The 14,464-nt window shown below is 62.0% G+C and carries 13 protein-coding genes; 10 read left to right on the top strand and 3 right to left on the bottom strand.

Annotated features, from left to right (window positions below; all coding sequences use genetic code 11):
- Window positions 1–375 precede the first annotated feature (375 nt).
- Together secG and BHD06_RS10360 are read left to right on the top strand one after the other, a co-directional pair.
- Window positions 376–735 (top strand): preprotein translocase subunit SecG, encoded by a 360-nt coding sequence (gene secG, locus BHD06_RS10365; RefSeq protein ID WP_080456940.1) that lies wholly within the window; start codon window positions 376–378, stop codon window positions 733–735.
- A gap of 172 nt (window positions 736–907) precedes the next feature.
- Window positions 908–2,551 (top strand): CTP synthase, encoded by a 1,644-nt coding sequence (locus BHD06_RS10360; RefSeq protein WP_080456938.1) that lies wholly within the window; start codon window positions 908–910, stop codon window positions 2,549–2,551.
- A gap of 4 nt (window positions 2,552–2,555) precedes the next feature.
- Here BHD06_RS10360 and BHD06_RS10355 read toward each other — a convergent pair whose 3' ends face one another.
- A complete protein-coding gene (locus BHD06_RS10355) occupies window positions 2,556–3,128 on the bottom strand; it encodes a hypothetical protein (RefSeq protein WP_080456937.1) in 573 nt (190 codons plus the stop codon).
- A gap of 169 nt (window positions 3,129–3,297) precedes the next feature.
- Between BHD06_RS10355 and BHD06_RS10350 the strand changes: the two genes are divergently transcribed.
- From BHD06_RS10350 to BHD06_RS10315, 8 genes are all read left to right on the top strand, one after another.
- Window positions 3,298–3,735 (top strand): TerB family tellurite resistance protein, encoded by a 438-nt coding sequence (locus BHD06_RS10350; protein ID WP_080456936.1) that lies wholly within the window; start codon window positions 3,298–3,300, stop codon window positions 3,733–3,735.
- Window positions 3,736–3,785: 50 nt separating this feature from the next.
- Entirely contained in the window at window positions 3,786–4,226 is a 441-nt protein-coding gene (locus BHD06_RS10345; RefSeq protein ID WP_080456934.1) for a TerB family tellurite resistance protein, read from the top strand.
- Complete coding sequence (locus BHD06_RS10340; protein ID WP_080456933.1) at window positions 4,223–4,966, top strand: phosphate/phosphite/phosphonate ABC transporter substrate-binding protein; 744 nt, start codon at window positions 4,223–4,225, stop codon at window positions 4,964–4,966. Before BHD06_RS10345 ends, BHD06_RS10340 begins: the two co-directional genes overlap by 4 nt.
- 123 nt (window positions 4,967–5,089) lie before the next feature.
- Window positions 5,090–5,863, top strand: coding sequence for an ABC transporter ATP-binding protein (locus BHD06_RS10335; protein WP_080457043.1), 774 nt, complete (start codon window positions 5,090–5,092; stop codon window positions 5,861–5,863).
- Between the two features lie 29 nt (window positions 5,864–5,892).
- A complete protein-coding gene (locus tag BHD06_RS10330; RefSeq protein WP_080456931.1) occupies window positions 5,893–6,612 on the top strand; it encodes a transporter substrate-binding domain-containing protein in 720 nt (239 codons plus the stop codon).
- 57 nt (window positions 6,613–6,669) lie between these two features.
- Window positions 6,670–7,551: an ABC transporter permease gene (locus BHD06_RS10325; protein ID WP_080456930.1), complete on the top strand. Its 882-nt coding sequence runs from the start codon at window positions 6,670–6,672 to the stop codon at window positions 7,549–7,551.
- Window positions 7,548–8,354: an ABC transporter permease gene (locus BHD06_RS10320; protein WP_080456928.1), complete on the top strand. Its 807-nt coding sequence runs from the start codon at window positions 7,548–7,550 to the stop codon at window positions 8,352–8,354. The genes BHD06_RS10325 and BHD06_RS10320 overlap by 4 nt, the downstream gene beginning before the upstream one ends.
- A 4-nt stretch (window positions 8,355–8,358) precedes the next feature.
- Entirely contained in the window at window positions 8,359–8,958 is a 600-nt protein-coding gene (locus BHD06_RS10315; RefSeq protein ID WP_080456926.1) for an NTP transferase domain-containing protein, read from the top strand.
- A gap of 129 nt (window positions 8,959–9,087) precedes the next feature.
- Here the strand turns inward: BHD06_RS10315 and BHD06_RS10310 are convergent, their stop codons facing one another.
- Both BHD06_RS10310 and BHD06_RS10305 read right to left on the bottom strand, forming a co-directional pair.
- Complete coding sequence (locus tag BHD06_RS10310) at window positions 9,088–12,672, bottom strand: Hint domain-containing protein (protein ID WP_139784694.1); 3,585 nt, start codon at window positions 12,670–12,672, stop codon at window positions 9,088–9,090.
- Between the two features lie 1,077 nt (window positions 12,673–13,749).
- Window positions 13,750–14,436, bottom strand: a complete 687-nt coding sequence (locus BHD06_RS10305) for a haloacid dehalogenase type II (protein ID WP_080456925.1) — start codon at window positions 14,434–14,436, stop codon at window positions 13,750–13,752.
- Window positions 14,437–14,464: the final 28 nt, after the last annotated feature.

Genomic DNA, 14,464 nt, shown 5'->3' with positions numbered 1-14,464 from the left:
CGCATCCCGCGCGAAACGCACCGAAGGTGCCGCGCGATCGCCGGGCCGTCCCGCGGCCTGGCGATTTGAGGGCGAGCGCAATGTGTCGAGGCTACAATGACTTGGCTGGCATAAAGTACCCGCAACACAGGCTGCATCGCCAGTCCCCGGCCCTGCGATCGCGCGGCACCTTCTGGCGGGGTGCTATGTCCGCTTCAGGCCAGACTCTTCCGGTCGCGCACCACCAAGCTCAGCGGGATCGGGCTGCGGCTCTCGGCCCGTATTCAACGTCTTGCCGCAGCCCAAGCCCGTTGCCCCATATTGGCGGGTTGCGGGCGGCATCGGAATTGCATAGATACCGCCCAGACCGCGATCAAGTGATAGGCCCTGTGACCCATGGAAAACGTCGTCCTGACCATCCACCTGCTTCTGGCGCTCGCGCTCATCGGCGTGGTGCTGCTGCAACGCTCTGAGGGCGGCGGGCTTGGCATGGGCGGCGGTGGCGGGGCCATGACGGGCCGGGCCGCGGCCACGGCCCTGGGCAAGATCACATGGATACTCGCGGCGGCCTTCATCGTGACCTCGATCACGCTGACCATCATCGCGGCGCAGAAATCCGCAGGCAGTTCGGTGCTCGACCGTCTCGGCGACCGCCCTGCCCCGACCGAGCAAAGCGCGCCCAGCCTGCCCGGTGACGGCTCGCTCCTGCCGCCGCCGTCGGGTGACGACGCGCCCCTGACGCCGACCGCCGACTGACCACAAACGATTGAGGGATATCTCTCCACCGCAACATGATCTTGCGGTCGGCTTGCGTATCCCTCCCGAATCCTCTATTGGTTAAATCCCGTGATGGATGGCCTGTTAAGGGCCGTTCCGGGCTTTTGATCAAGCATCACAAACGCAGCATCACGGGGGGCTTTGCGCGCGCATGGCACGTTACATCTTCATCACCGGCGGCGTCGTCTCCAGCCTTGGCAAGGGGTTGGCCTCTGCCGCGCTTGGCGCGCTCTTGCAGGCGCGTGGCTTCTCGGTTCGCCTGCGCAAGCTCGACCCCTATCTTAACGTCGATCCCGGCACCATGTCGCCGTTCGAGCATGGCGAGGTCTTTGTCACCGATGACGGGGCCGAAACCGATCTCGATCTAGGCCATTATGAGCGGTTCACCGGCGTGCCTGCGCGGATCACCGATTCCGTCTCTTCGGGCCGCATCTATTCCAACGTGCTGGAGCGTGAGCGGCGTGGCGACTACCTTGGCAAGACCATTCAGGTCGTCCCCCACGTCACAAATGAAATCAAGGATTTCCTTGCCGTGGGCGAGACGGAAGTCGATTTCATGCTGTGCGAGATCGGCGGCACCGTGGGCGATATCGAAGGGCTGCCCTTTTTCGAGGCGATCCGCCAGTTCAGTCATGACCGGGCGCGCGGGCAATGCATCTTCATGCACCTGACCCTGCTGCCCTATCTCGCCGCGAGCGGAGAGCTCAAGACCAAGCCGACCCAGCACTCGGTCAAGGAATTGCAGAGCATCGGCATCGCCCCCGACATCCTCGTGTGCCGCTCCGAACAGCCGATCCCGGACAAGGAACGCGAGAAGATCGCGCTCTTCTGCAACGTCCGCAAGGAACATGTGGTCGCCGCCTATGACCTCAAGTCGATCTACGAGGCGCCGCTCGCCTATCACCACGAAGGGCTCGATCAGGCCGTGCTCGACGCGTTCCAGATCAGCCCGGCGCCGCGTCCCGATCTCGCGGTCTGGCAGGATGTGGTCGACCGCATCCACAACACCGACGGCGCGGTCAATATCGCCATTGTCGGCAAATACGTGCAACTCGAAGATGCCTACAAATCCATCAAGGAGGCGTTGATTCACGGCGGCATGGCGAACCGGGTTAAGGTCAAGGTTGAATGGGTCGATGCCGAGATTTTCGAGCGCGAAGACCCGGCCCCGCATCTTGAAGGCTTTCACGCCATTCTGGTTCCGGGCGGCTTTGGCGAGCGCGGCACCGAGGGCAAGATCAAGGCCGCCGAATTTGCCCGCACCCGCAAGATCCCCTATCTCGGCATCTGTCTGGGTATGCAGATGGCGGTGATCGAGGCAGCGCGTAACGTCGCCGGGCTCAAACACGCGGGTTCTGAGGAATTCGACCTTGAGTCAGGCAAGAAACGCTTCGAGCCGGTGGTCTACCACCTCAAGGAATGGGTGCAGGGCAACGAAAAGGTGAGCCGCAATGTCAGCGACGACAAGGGCGGCACCATGCGCCTCGGGGCCTATGACGCGATGCTCAAGGAGGGCTCCCGCGTGGCGCAGATCTATGGCACGCTCGATATCGACGAACGCCACCGCCACCGCTACGAGGTGGACACCAAGTATCGCGACAAGTTGGAGGAGTGCGGCCTGACCTTCTCGGGCATGTCCCCCGATGGCCGCCTGCCCGAAATCGTCGAGTGGTCGGATCACCCGTGGTTCATCGGCGTGCAGTACCACCCCGAACTGAAGTCCAAACCCTTCGCGCCACACCCGCTTTTCGCCGATTTCGTGCGCGCGGCGGTGGAAACCTCGCGGCTGGTCTGACGGCTCAGCCGCGCGGTTCCTTGTATTTCAGGATATCACGATCCACCCCCAACCCGATCACCGGGGCCAGAAGGGCGCGCCACAGGCTCGGGCGTTCGTTCCGCCAGGCGGTTTGCTCGGGCGGCGCGCACAGTTCGTCATTGAGCATCGGACCGAGAATCGCCTCGTCGAGAATCCAGCGCCCCCGCCGCAACTCGTTGCGGTCCTCCGCCTGATAGTCCAGCCAGCGGGTCACCGTGGAGTAACATTTCGGCTTGCAAGCGGGCTGCACCAGATAGAAGCCGCTATTAATCCGCAGGCATATATTGTCGAGCACCCGCGTCACCGGACGCAACTGGTCGGGCACGTGCGGCTTGGGCATGTAGTTGAACCGCTCCGGCCCCCCGTTGAAGAACGCACAGACCGCGCTGCCCAGGTCGAGCCCCTTTTGCGCCATCGCCCATCCCAGCACGCGCTCAGGATGCAACGTCCAGTCATAGGCGACCACAGCCCTGGACAGATCGCCCGGACCAAGCCCGCGCAGATGCGCGACCTGCGCCTCGGCCGACATTTCCGCCCAATCGTCCGGTAGCAGCATGACAGTCTCCGTAATTTGCAAACATCCCGACCTCCAAAATCACGTGACAAAACGCGCATTCTTGGGAGCAATTGTGGCAGTGATGCGGCGTTGCACATTTTCGCGCATATGCCGTGAGATCGGCGAAATTTCGCTTGGGGACAGGCACCGCCGGGATTAGGCTGGTCCTATGCTCACACGTATCCTGCACGCCTTTTCGGCCCCCAAACCCGCGCCGCTTCCTGAGCCGGACGAAAAGCTGGCGCTTGGCGCACTTATGGTTCGGATCGCCAAATCCGACCGGCATTACGACCTGACCGAGATCAAGCGAATCGACCGTCTTCTGACACGGCTTTACGGGCTGAAGCCCATAGAGGCGGCCAAGATGCGCGCCACCTGCGAAAAACTCGAACATGCGGCCCCCGACACCGATCGATTCGGCCATCTGATCCGCGAAACCGTCAGCCTCGAGGCTCGCGTTTCGGCGCTTGAGGTTCTGTGGGAGGTGGTGCTGGCGGATGGCGAGAGCGAGCCGCGCGAACTTAAGGTGCTCGACGCCGCGCGCGAGGCCATGGGCCTCAGCCATTCCGACAGCGACACCGCCCGCGCGCAGGCCGAGGCGCAGTAATCGGCGATTCTCCATTGGCGCGCGCGCCGCATCGCCCTATACCTGTCGCCATGTTCGCAGGTCTTCTCAATCGGCTGTTTCAGCCCGAACCCGATCCGCTCGACGATGGCGATGCCCGTCTGGCGCTGACCGCCCTACTCGTCCGTGTGGCCCGCAGCGACGGTGACTACGCGGCCTCGGAAATCATTCGCATTACCCGGATCATCGAGGCGCGCTATGCACTGTCTCACGCTGAGGCCGAGACGCTGCGTGTGGACGCCGAAACCCTCGAATCCGAGGCCCCCGATACCGTCCGCTTCACCCGTGCGATCAAGGACGCGGTGCCATACGAGGACCGCGTCGCGGTGATCGAGGCGCTTTGGCAGGTGGCGCTCGCCGATGGAGAACGAGAAAGCCACGAGGATTCGCTCCTGCGGCTCGTCTCAAACTTTCTGGGCATTTCCGACCGCGACAGCGCGCTCGCCCGGCAGCGGGTCACGCCAACCGGATGATCGCCGCCCTGCCGATGTATGACCGGCCCGAGACCGCAGCGGCCAATGACCGGCTCTGGCAGGGGGTGCGCTCCGGTTTGGGATACGGCCCCGAGACACTCACCCGCGACGGCGATCTTTGGAACATCTGGCAAAGCCCTGATCTGCTCATCGCACAAACCTGCGGCTACCCCTTCCGCGCCCGACTTCACCCTCACGTGCAGCTTGTCGGTACGCCAATCCTCGCCCTGCCCGACTGCCCGCCGGGGCACTATTGCAGCGTGATTGTCGTCCGCGCCGACGATTCGCGCGACTCACCCGAGGCATTCGCCACGGCCCGCTTCGCCTATAACGAGGCGCTCTCGCAATCCGGCTGGGCCGCACCGCAGACATGGGCCGCCGCACGTGGCTTCAGTTTCACCAATCCGGTGCAGACCGGCGCGCACCGCGCCTCGGCCATGGCCGTCACTGAGGGCCGTGCCGACATCGCCGCCGTCGACGCGCTGACTTGGGACATCCTGCGCGCCCATGACCGATTTACCGACGGTTTGCGCGTTCTCGCGCGCACCGAGCCAACCCCTGCCCTGCCCTATATCACCGCGCAGGCCAATGACCCGGCCCCGCTCTTCGATGCACTGCGCGCAGCCATCTCCGGGCTCTCGCCGGACGACCGCACAACCCTCGGCATCACCGGCCTGATCCGTCTGCCCGCGTCGGATTATCTCGCCGTGCCTAGTCCCCCGCCACCGCGTCCGAATTGAGTTGACGATACGTCATTTCGGACGTCAGCCCGGCCATTCGACCGCATTGCAAGTTGCATTGCAGCATTTTTTCAGCCCTATTGTCATGAAAATGATAAACGACCAGCCAACAGGGTGACGCGCTTGACCACGACTCCGGTGCTCGAAATCCGTAATCTGCACAAAGCCTATGGCGCGCTCGAGGTGATCAAGGGCGTCGATATCACCGCGCCGCGCGGCCATGTCATCGCGCTCATCGGTTCTTCGGGGTCGGGCAAATCCACCATCCTGCGCTGCGCCAACCTGCTCGAGGACAGTCAGCAGGGCGATATCCTGTTCAAGGGAGAGCCAGTCAAATGGCGCGGCGAGGGGCTGAACCGCCACCCGGCCGACGCGGGCCAGGTGCTGCGCATCCGCACCAACCTCAGCATGGTGTTTCAGCAGTTCAATCTATGGGCGCATATGACCATCCTGCAAAACGTGATGGAGGCCCCCGTCACCGTCCAGGGCCGCGACCGCGCAGAGGCCGAGCACGCCGCGCGCGGCTATCTCGACAAGGTTGGCATCGGCGACAAATGCGACGTCTACCCGGCGCAGCTTTCGGGCGGCCAGCAACAGCGCGCCGCCATCGCCCGTGCCCTGTGCATGGAACCCGAGGCGCTTCTCTTTGACGAGCCCACCTCGGCCCTCGATCCCGAGCTTGAACAAGAGGTGATTCGCGTCATCAAGGATCTGGCCAATGAGGGGCGCACCATGATGATCGTCACCCATGACATGAGCATGGCCCGCGATGTAAGCGATCACGTCGTGTTCCTGCATCAGGGCCTGATCGAGGAAGAGGGCACGCCCGACGCGCTCTTCGGCGCACCGAAATCCGAGCGGCTGCGGGGCTTTCTCAGCTCCACCATGGCCGCCTGAGAGCAACCAACCAAAGGGAGAAACCACTCATGAAACACCTCATGCTTTCCACCGCCGCCTTCGCCATGATGGCGGGAATGGCCATGGCGCAGGACGTTGTCCGCCTCGGCACAGAAGGCGCCTACCCCCCGTGGAACTTCATCAATGACGCGGGCGAGGTTGACGGCTTCGAGCGCGAGTTGGGCGACGAACTGTGCAAGCGCGCCGAGCTCAACTGCGAATGGGTCACGAACGACTGGGACAGCATCATTCCCAACCTCGTTTCGGGCAACTATGACGCCATCATCGCCGGCATGTCGATCACCGACGAGCGCGATCAGGTCATCGACTTTACCCAGAACTACACGCCGCCCGATCCCTCGGCCTATCTCGGCATGTCCGAGGGCGTAGATCTCTCGGGCGGCGTGATCGCGGCGCAGACCGGCACCATTCAAGCGGGCTATGTCGCCGAGTCCGGCGCGACCCTGATTGAATTCGCCACGCCCGAGGAAACCATCGCCGCCGTGCGCAACGGCGAGGCGGATGCGGTGCTGGCCGACAAGTCCTACCTCGCGCCTGTCGCGGCCGAGGATGCCGACCTGATGTTCGTGGGCGAAGACGTGCCGCTTGGCGGTGGCGTCGGCATGGGCGTGCGCGAATCCGATGGCGAATTGCGCTCGACTTTTGATGCGGCAATTCAGTCGATGAAGGATGACGGCTCGCTCAACGAAATGATCGAGAAATGGGAAGTCTCCTCGACCTTCGAGTGACCTCAACCGCCCCCGCGCGCGCCTGCGCGGGGGCATCTCTGCCCGAGGGAGGCCGCCATTTTTTCCTTCTGCGCCGATCCTGCCAGCCTTGAGGGCCTGAAATGGCTGTCGTGCTACCTCACCACAGGCAAGCACGCCAATCTCTACGTCGCCACCGGCACCGTGCTGCTGCTGTTGGCGATTACCGCACCCACGGCACTCGCCTTCGGCTTTGGCGGGGCGATGGCCGCGCGCTCGCGCTTTGCACCGCTCAGCTGGTTCGGCAAGGGCTATATCGCCATCGTGCGCGGCGTGCCCGATATCGCGTTTTTCCTGTTCTTCGTCATCGCCCTAGATCAGCTGTTCGAGGCGATCCGCCACAAGATCAAATGCCCCGACTGGGATCAGGCGATCTGGCAGGGCAATGATTTCGTCGTCTGTCAGGCGGCCAAGCTGCCGCTCGGCAACGATCCGCAATGGATGCATGAAACCTACGGCTTTTTCCTCGCAGTCCTCACCTTTGCCATCGTCTTCGGGGCCTTCGCCGCCAACGTCCTATTTGGTGCCATGCGCGCTGTGCCGCACGCTCAGCTCGAAACCGCCGCCGCCTATGGCTTTTCAAGGCGTCAGACCTTCTGGCGCATTCTCGTGCCGCAGATGTGGGTCTATGCGCTGCCCGGTCTCAGCAACCTCTGGATGGTGTTGACCAAAGCGACGCCGCTGCTGTTCCTCTTGGGGGTAGAGGACATCGTCTATTGGGCGCGCGAGTTGGGCGGCACCGCCAACCCCCGCTTTACCGATTATCCGCATGGCGACTGGCGGATGTGGTATTTCCTCGGCCTCATGGTCTTCTACCTCGGCCTCACCCGAATCTCAGAGATCTACCTCGAACGTCTGATGCGGCGCCTCACCCACGGTCAGGCCACCACCGGCGGCGAAGCGCAGAGGAAAGCGGCATGAGTTGCTGGCAGACCGTTCAGGACTATGCCTTCCGTTCCCTGGGCTATGGGGAGCGCCTGCTCCCGCGCGAGGGCTATACGCTGTGCGAGCATTTCACGCTGATCGGCTCCGGCCTGATATGGAACGTCTATTTCGGCACGCTCGCTCTGCTGGCCGGGTTCTTTCTCGCCACGCTGGTCGCCTTGGGCAAGGGCGCGCACAACCCGCTCCTGCGCAAACCCTCGGAATGGTTCATCTTCGTCTTTCGCGGCTCGCCGCTCTTCATCCAGTTCTTTTTCGCCTATTTCCTGTTCCTGTCGCTGAAATCGGTCTCGCCCGTATTCGACGCCTTCACCTCCGCATGGCTCGGCGCGCTGATCGTGCTTTTTCTCAACACCGCCGCCTATTCCGGTGAGATTTTCTACGGCGCGCTGCGCTCCATCCCCAAGGGCGATGTCGAGGCCGCCGATGCCTATGGCTTCACCGGCATGGCACGGTTTCGCCGGATCATCTGGCCCACCATGCTGCGGCTTGCCTGGCCTGCCTACACGAACGAGGCGATCTTTCTCTTTCACGCCACCACGCTGGTATTCTTCTCCGGGTTTCCGGCCTGGCAACAACGCGGCGACGCGCTCTATTACGCCAATTACTTCGCTGACAAGACCTTCAACCCCTTCGTGCCCTACCCGATCCTTGCGGGCTATTTCATCCTGCTCACGCTAGTGATCATCGGGATTTTCGGGCTGATCAACCGCCACCTCAACCGCCACCTGCCGCAAGAGGCACGGCGCGGGCTGAAACTGCGGATGAACGTGATCCGCTGACGGCATGGCCGATATGCTCATCCTCATTCCCGCCGCCGGTGCCTCGTCGCGCATGCGTGGGCGCGACAAGCTGCTGGAGGAGGTGCGCGGCGTGCCCCTGCTGCGCGACCGGGTCAAGATGACGCTTGGCCTCGGGCATCCTGTCCTCGTCACCCTGCCGCCCGACCGACCCTGGCGCGCCGAGGCGCTGCGCGGTCTCAATGATCCAAGTCTTTCAAAGATCGTCATAGAGGACGCAGCCACCGGCCTTTCGGCGTCGCTGCGGGCGGGGGCAGACCGGGCGCTCCGCGACGGTCGCACAGCTCTGATGGTGCTCCTGCCGGATCTGCCGGATCTTACCATGAATGACATGAGAGTTGTCCTGCAAGCATATGATAAAAAAAGAATTATACGCGCTACATCTGAGGATGGAATCGCCGGGCACCCGGTGATTTTTCCGTCGAATCTTCTGATCGAGATGCGCCATCTGACCGGTGACCGGGGCGCGCAGGACCTTCTGCGTCGTCATCCGGTGACAGTGATTGCCCTGCCCGGCGCACATGCCACAACCGATCTCGACACACCCGAGGCCTGGGCCGCATGGCGCGCGCGCCAGACAGGTTGAGACAACGTTGTTTCCCAAACAGAAACAATCCCGGCACATGGCCGGGATTGTTCCCACTCGAAACCGGGATAGCCCCCGCAACCGATTTCTTTGGTCGGCCCTCACCGAAGGCCGACCGGCTGCAAAGGATTACTCTACCAACAAACGCGCTTCGTGCTTCTTGAGCGACCGGCGCGCGGCCTGATAGGCCTTGAGGCCCTGAGCCTCGCGCAGTTCCGGGAAAAGCTCGAAGATCTCGTCCCGCTGCTCGATACCCATGCCATCAAGCACCTGCTCGCCGGGTTGGAAGCTTTCGGTCCAGGCACCGTTCGACAGGACCACCTCGTGCTGGTCGAACATGAAGTGGATATAGGTCGTGCCGCTCGCCTCGACCTGATCGATACCTTCCATGCCGGTCAGATGCTTGGCCGCCGCCAGAACCTCGCGCTCCTCGAAATAGAGCGCGGCGCGCTCGGAATTCAGCAGCAGACGGTGTTGCGGGCTGACCAGCATGTCGCGCTCGGGCAGGCCATGACCAAGCGCCCCGGCGCGGATCAGGACCGGCTTGAGATGCGGCGCGTTGTGCAGGTCCTGCGCACCAAGCGCACGATGCCCGACCCAGCGGATTTCCTGCAGCCCGTTGTCGCGGGTGATCACCCGGTCGCCCGGCTGCAACTCCTCGACCAGACGTTCCCCGCGGGGCGTCGCGATCAGCGTGCCGGGCGTAAAGCAGGGGATCAGGTTTTCGATTTCACGGAATTCCAGCGTGCCGGTGACACTGTCATCGGCAGCAAGAAAGTTAACGGTTCCGCTGGTCGAGTTGCCGTCAGGGTCAACCGTTTCATCGACGATATCGAACCGGCCAAGACCGCGCAGGTCGAGCGTGTCGAAGTCGTCGTCCACGCCGTCATCGGTGCTGTCACCGTCTCCGCCGTCGATCGTGTCACCGGCGCCAACATCGAGGAACACGTCGCGGTCATTGCCACCGGCCATGAAATCGGCCCCGGGCCCACCGGAAATCGTGTCATTTCCGTTATTGCCGCGCAGTTCGTCATCACCGTCGCCGCCCGACACGAAATCGTCGCCGTCGCCGCCGTTGATCACGTCATCGCCAGCGCCCCCTTCGAGGCTGTCATTGTCGAACAGGCCACGGATCGTGTCGTCACCGTCACCGCCGAGGATGGTGTCATTGCCGAAATTTCCTTCGAGCGAGTCGTTGTCGATGCCGCCGTCGATGAAGTCGTCCCCGGCCCCGCCGATGATCGTGTCGTCGTCATCCTGTCCGAAGAGCGTATCGTTTCCTGTACCGCCGTTGATCAGATCCCGACCGTTATCAGTGACTGGATCCGTAGCATCGGGGATGTTGAGCTCGTCAGGGAACCTCGGATCGAGACCGCCATAGACGATATCATCACCATCGCCTGCATTGATCGTATCGGATCCCTCGCCGCCAATGATCGTATCGTCCCCGTCGCCGCCCTCGACGCTGTCAGCGTCGATCCCAGCGTCGATCAGGTCATTGCCCGCGCCGCCGAAAATTGTGTCGGCATCGTCACCGGTCGAGATCACATCGTCGCCGTCTCCGCCATCCACAAAATCACGGTCGTCATTCGGAAACGGATCGGCGGGCACGTCGGGCGGAAAGCCCAGATCCGGCAACGGCGTAGCCGACAGGGGCAAACCGGAGTCGATCGTGTCATTGCCAGCCCCGCCAAAGATCGTGTCGCTGCCAACACCGCCAATGATGCTGTCATTGCCGTCGCCGCCGTCAACCTCATCATCGCCCAGCCCGGCCAGGACGGTATCGTCGCCGTCACCCGCACGGATGCTGTCGTCATTGGGTGCGGCCCCGGGCAGGAGCGCGTCCTCGTTATCGACGAAATCGCCATCCGGATCGCCATCATAGGCCGTGTCGATCAGATCGGCCCCGGCGGTGCCTTCGATGATACCGTCGCGGGTCGGCGTCGGCGCGTCGTCAACCGTGACAGTGACGGTGGACGTGGCGCTGCCGCCATTGCCGTCCTCGACAGTATAGTCGAACGTGTCGGTGCCGCTGAATCCGGCGTCGGGCGTATAGGTCACGGTGCCGTCACCATTGACCGTCGTTGTGCCGTTGGCCCCGTCCGTGGCGCTTGCGACGCTGAGCGGATCGCCATCCACGTCGCTGTCATTGGCGAGCACGTCAATCGTCACCGGCGTCTCAAAGTCGGTGCTGCCGCTGTCAGGTCCGGCAACCGGATCGTCGTTCACCGGGTTCACCGTGACCGTCACCGTACCGGGGGTTGTGTTCCCGTTGCCGTCATCGGCGGTGTAGGTGATCGTGTCTGTGCCGTTGAAATCCTGGTTCGGTGTATACGACAGCGTGTTATCGGCATTGACCGTCACCGTGCCGTTGGTCGCGGTGGCGCTGCCGATTGTCAGCGGGTCGCCCTCGGGGTCGCTGTCATTGGCCAGAACCGGAATGTCGACCGAGGTATCCTCGTCGGTCACAGCGGTGTCGGGCTGCGTTACCGGCGCGCCGTTCTCGGGCAGGATCAGGTTCTCGATCTCGGCAAAGGTCATCTCGCCCGAGACCGCCCCATCCGCGCCGATAAATTCAATCCGCCCCGAGGTGGAGTTTCCATCGGGATCGTCAGTTTCCTCGGCCACGCGCAGCGGGCCCGATCCGCTCAGGTCGAGCGTGTCATTGTCCACGCCGGTACTGCCGCCATCGACCACGTCGCCAGGGGTGCCGCCGATGAACATATCCTCATCCGCACCACCGACCATGGAATCGGCCCCGGCCCCGCCGATCAGCACGTCATTGCCATCCTCGCCAAGCAGCGTGTCATCGCCGTCGCCGCCGATCAGTGTGTCGTCGCCGGGCACGCCGGTATCGATGATGCCGCCGCCCTCGGTGTTGAAATACACATCCGTGACGTTGATGCCATCGGAGTCGCCGACCGGATCGGTGTAGCGGATCACAAGCTGCGACACCGGGCCTTCGATGCCGACCTGCAACGCGTTGTCGGGGCTGTCATCGCTGCCCGAAGCCCCGCCGCCTTCGGCTTCTTCACCACTAAGAACCGTTACACCTGTACCGCCGCTCAGCGTCATCGGAAGCAGGTTGTCATCGGCATCGAACGCAAAGACCTGCACACCCTCGGTGCCGTCGAGATCGTTGATCTGGAAAGAGACGTCCGTCACATCTCCGGAGAATTGCAGTTTGAGATCAGTAGTGTTGGCATTCGCGAACGCCGTCGAGAGCGAACTGTTGGCATCGGCAGGCGCGCCGCCGGTCACCACGCCGGAGACGTCCTGTGTGTTGTCGGCGAATTCCGTCTCGACCTCCCCGGTGGAGGAAAAAATCGAGAAGGTCACGTCCACGGTGCCGGTATCTTGCGTGAAGAAGGTGATCGGATCGCCCGGCTCGATCGGGTTGGGGCCGTTCAGGTCAGGGGCGAGATCCCATTGAAAGACCGAGCGCCCGCCACCGCCGCCGGAGCCGTCGCTGTCACCTACAAGCAGGTCGTCGCCCGCGCCGCCCTCGACCGAGTCGCTGCCCGATCCGGCAAAGACCGTATCATCGCCCTCGCCCGACTGGATCGTGTCATCGCCGCCGAACCCGTCCACGACGTCGTTATTGGTGCCACCCGGTCCGTTGCCCGCGTCGATGCGCTCGCCCTCGGGGTCGGCGGCAAATGTCGCATCGATCCGGTCGTCGCCGTTTGCACCTTCAACTCTGTTCGTCGCCATGTTCTTCTCCCACTACACTCTAGGACGGGCATTGCCGCGACCTGCTGAAATCATCGTCCCCATGCGGAAGCTGCCATCGAGCGGGGCGACCGTCACAACCGGTTTTCAAGAAGAGTGATCTCATGGCCTGCGGACAGGCGGGATCAAACCATGATCCCGATTCGAAGCCGTATGTCGATTTCGCAATCAACAGAATGGCAACACACTAGACGATCACACTCTGTCACGCGTGATGGATCACGCGCCCGATACGTGCGGTCGCCCCCAGACCTAGTAACTTCACCCCCCAGTTGGGCCTCTCTTTTCTACGCCAGACGGACATCTCACCCAAGGGGAAATTGGGCCAAAACGTGCCGAAATCATGTCGAGCCGGCCTCGGAATCACCCATACAATCACAAGTAGAACACAATTCCGGCTGCGGATTGTTTCCGAAACACCCCCAGGCAAAGCCGTAAATCAACTGAAATCGCCTTGTTATAGGGGGATCGCTCTACGGCACGCCGCGCGATTGTTTCCCAAACGACATGGATCACGGACCGGACGCGGCAGCCCAATTTTGGCAGAATTGCGGCAATGGGATAATGTGTTGCCCGTGATCAATATGACATTTTGAATGCGATTGGTTCGCCTCGGGCAACAAAACCGGCGACGCAAGTGATTCGCACACCCCGTGGGTCCAAAAGAAAGTCCGCTCGTTCACTAACCTTCATAAAAACGAGAGCGTGGTGCCCAAGGCGCGACTCGAACTCGCACGGTATCGCGACTGGGGGATTTTGAATTCTCACGAAATTGTTCTTCGGTTACTTAGCCTGATCCATTCCCGCAGAAATCCAACGTAAACAGCTACGCTGTGGGAGCCAGCCCTGGAGGTTGTGCTGAAGCTTTCGAAGTTATGGCAGAACGGCACAGGTGACACGGCCATCACTTGGCCAACCGGCATCATAGCAGGTTAATTAAGCGCAGCAGTTATAGGTGAATTGACCGGACTGATAGTTTGATGTTCGGATCCACTGGCCCAAAACGTGCAAGACCGGAAACAGAAATGAAGGTTATTCTGCGCGCAGACAGCGACGAATTCAGGCTGTGATTATTTGGTTTGCGAGTTGAGAAAGCTCGTCAGATACGAAATCAGGTTCAGGCACGCCTGGCACGTTCAGGACGTTGTTGTGCGGGCGGGATATGAACGCACCCTGACATCCAACAGATTGCGCCCCGATCGTATCCCACAGATGGCAGGCAACCATGCACATCTCGGTTGTGTTGACCTTCAGATGTTCCGCAACCATTTTGTAGGGTGCTGGATCGGGTTTGAATTTGCCAACATCGTCGATGCTGAAGTGATGGTCAAAGAATGTATCGATGCCAGCCTTTTCAAGCGGCGTCGGCGACGGTGATCGTGCCGAATTGGTCAAGGTGACGAGCGTAAACCCCGCGGCGCGCAGCGCGGTAAGCGCCGGGATGACATCGGGGTATGCGGGCATTGATCCGATCAGTGTCTTCAGCTCTGCAATATCGTGCTCCTCGACAGTTATGCCCCTGTTCACGCCAACCATCCGCAGGACGCCGCTCGCCAATTCGCCAAAGGAGGTGTAGAGCCCGGACAATGTCATCGTCTGCGAATAGAGGATAAGCTCGGGAAACCACTCTCTGAGTATCTGCCGATCGCCAAAGAGCCGCTCAAAAAGCGGTTCCAGGGTCGTGATATCCAGAAGCGTTTCGTTGACGTCAAAGACGATTGTCGAGATGGTCCGTTGATCTGGCATGACCCGATCCTTGAGTGAGGTTTTGGGC

Origin of the sequence: Roseovarius sp. A-2 (genome assembly GCF_002072155.1) — a bacterium.
Lineage (GTDB): Bacteria > Pseudomonadota > Alphaproteobacteria > Rhodobacterales > Rhodobacteraceae > Roseovarius.
The sequence above is the reverse complement of the archived record's forward strand: the minus strand, read 5'-3'. Positions and strand labels throughout refer to the sequence as shown.